This window comes from Mesonia oceanica, assembly GCF_902499555.1.
Classification (GTDB): Bacteria; Bacteroidota; Bacteroidia; order Flavobacteriales; family Flavobacteriaceae; genus Mesonia; species Mesonia oceanica.
Genome location: NZ_CABVMM010000035.1, coordinates 1 through 3179, shown reverse-complemented (window position 1 = coordinate 3179; position 3179 = coordinate 1). Strand labels below are relative to the sequence as shown.

2 protein-coding genes are annotated in these 3179 nt (G+C 34.4%); both read right to left on the bottom strand.

The genetic code is table 11. From position 1 onward, the window contains the following. Positions 1-2232, bottom strand: a 2232-nt coding sequence (locus FVB9532_RS19120; protein WP_150546784.1) for an FIDD domain-containing protein, incomplete at its 3' end; no start/stop codon positions are given. A 4-nt stretch (positions 2233-2236) separates the two neighbouring features. Continuing rightward, positions 2237-2662 carry a hypothetical protein gene (locus FVB9532_RS19115; RefSeq protein WP_150546783.1) on the bottom strand — a complete coding sequence of 142 codons (426 nt, stop codon included), beginning with the start codon at positions 2660-2662 and terminating at the stop codon, positions 2237-2239. Positions 2663-3179: the final 517 nt, after the last annotated feature.

Genomic DNA, 3179 nt, shown 5'->3' with positions numbered 1-3179 from the left:
TTCTGGGGTGGTGTGGTAGGACACTTCAAAATTGTCCGGGTCCTGATTACCCAAGATTGCAGCGGTATTTTCTTCCAAATCATAAAAAGCATCCGTTAAGTTTTCAAAGCAGTCTTCCATAGGCTCCATGCTATTCACAATACCAGGAAAATATCCTACAACTTCAAAACTAGTTGTTAAATAACAATCAGGATTGGAATTATTTCCCACTCTAACATAAATGATATGGTTACCATTAGATATAGAATAAGTGTCTGGATTAGGAATTGCTTCACTTAAATCACCTTCATCCGCAGCTTCTTGTGATTCATAATAAGAAACCGAATAATTATTAGGGTTCTGACCATCCAAAGTAATATCCTCATCTTCGGTTAAATTAAAAACTGATTGACCATCAAGATCATCATCACATTCTTCCTGAGAGGGAGGAGTAGCTATCGTTGTTTCCCCTACGGAAATGGTAAATGGTTCTATACTATAACAAGAAGTATTATCATCATTTTCAATTCTAACATATAAGGTATAATCTCCTTCTGCAGTCACTTCGTAAGAAGTTATCGATGTATCAGCCCCTATTTCAGCATCTGACTGACTTTCATAATAAAAAACTGAAAATTGAGATTCGTCTTGTTCCCCTATAACTAAATCATTTTTTTCTGTTAAATCAAAAACTATTGAAGTTTGACCAGGGGAAAAACAGTCTTGATAATCTAATTGATCAATATTATTTACTTCTGGCATTTCATATACCGTTATACAAACCTCTTCATCATATTCACAACCATAATCATCTTCCATATGGAATATATAACAGTGAACTCCTGGGGGAGGCGTTAGCTCCACATCGGCACCCTCTCCTTGGTAATTTTCCCAATATTCACTTACAATAGTTGGAGTAAACTGACTTTCTGGAGGAATAATATTAGGATCAAAATTTAATCCCCATTCAAAAATATAACCATTATCAGACCCTATATTATCAGTAACCGTTATACACCATTCTCCATTTAAAGGTGTCCCTATTAAATCAGAAAACTGTCCCACAGGCAGATAAGAGCCTGCTGGCAAAGATTGTCCTCCTCCTAAAAAAGAAGCGGCCATTGTTGCACTTGCAGATTCTGAAAAATAGTAATCATATCCAACTCCAGGATTAAGATTAGCGTCATTATCTATAGGCTCACCAAAATAATTACTGCCCCCTGCTTGGGTAAACAAAAACACTTCTACCCCATTTGGAGCTGTAATACTTATATCCAAATCCCCTGTATAGGAATGCTCAATATTCAAATATATATTAAGTAAATCTTCTGCGGTTTCGATAATTTCCCCTTCCTGAAATACATCTACAGTAATACAAGTTTCATAAGAGATCCCACTACCATCTGGAAGGAATGTTGTTCCTGTTATCGGGGGTGCCACTTGCTGTTGATACTCGACAGGAGTTATTTCTCCTTGTAATATAACACTTTCACCCTCACATAGCACATTACTGCTCACCGAAGAATTATATTCAGGTTCTAATGCTACTTGGACTTTAGCTTGTACAGTATTCCCAGGACAATTAGGTTCGTCCTTCACCTCGAGGGTAACGAAATATAATCCAGCTGCCGAATAAGTAGCAGTAACATTTGTCCCACTAGCTGTTTGTCCATTCCCAAAATCCCATTCATAAGTAGCATTTTCGTCTATTCCATTTGAGAAAGTTGCAGAACCAACAAAATCAACAGCGCCTTGAGAAACACAAGTACCAAAAACATCCGGCTCCACTTCAGGAACATTCGTTGCGCTTATGGAAGCTACAATACTTTGACATTCCTGTTGACAACCGATTTCAGCAGACCAACCTGGTAATGGTGAAACTTCTCCATTGGGAACCCACTCAACTGTCAAACATCCACTTTCGTTACTAATACTTGGAATCACGAAACCCGGGCTAAAATCTCCCGTATATTGACCAAGCTGTGATGCATTTGTGGAATCACCATCATAAATTATTAAAAAATCACTACCTGAAACCAAAAACTGTTGAAAGTTTAATGTGACTACTTCTGTATCATTTTCAGGACAAAATGTTATCGTAGAAGGGGTTTCATTATAAATCCCTGCAGGACCTCCACTATCATAAAACATACCTGAACATTGAACAGCACTAGTTTGGTCTCCCATATTAATATCCTGAGAAAATAACAACATAGGAAATATTGCAAATACTAAAAGTATTATTTTTTTCATAAGTTTATTTTTTTGTAACAATTACTATATAATATGCTGTATTTTCTAGATGATAAGCATTTTTCTTAAAGTTAGAACCATAATCTAATTCATAAAATAAAGGATTAAAAGCATGAGGATTGAAATTTTCAAATGTATTAGATTGTTTTTTAACCCCCTTCTTCAATTCTAATTCAGGAAATCTTTTAACAAATTCTTTATTAGCCTTTACTATTCTTATTCTTGACAAATCTTCTTTAATTTCTTTTAGTCTTAAAGTATCATCATAAATAAGTTTCACCTCCTCATCAGTATATGCTTCTTTCAAAAATACATCTAGCTGATTAATATTTACTTTAAAAACATTATTGCTGTTACTTTGACAATTTGCTTCTAATTTAAAAAAGAAGATCAGAATCACTATAAAAAATCGAATATTTACTAGCTTCATTTATTAAGGTTTTATTTGACGGCACAAAATAATAAATTATTAACTTTTTCTTCAGAAAATAATCAATGAATTATTTCATTTTAAATTATAACAATCAAATAGTAATAATTCCTACCTAAAAAAATAAAAAATTTAATTTGACTAAGTTTTTTATTGAAATGAGCTCTTACTGCAATAAGTTAATAAAAAACCGAATTTCCCTTAAAAGGTTAAAACAAATTAAAATCCAATAAAGCTATAATATAAGCCTTGATCAGTCAGAGTTTATAGTATCACCTGTCAATCTCATATATACGTTTTTAAAAAGCTTTATTAAGAACCATCCTGTTTTAAAAAATCCTTGACAACTGTAATAAAAAAAGCCCCCTGAACTGTTTTCAGGGGGCTTCTTTTATTCTTTTCTCTCCTTTGGAACTACCTTTTCATTGTAAAGTGGTTCTTGAAGGTCGTAGGCCTGGGCACGCCGATGCCGCCATCCTCTGCGGGCACCCCTGGCTCGAGGTACTCCACACTGAAC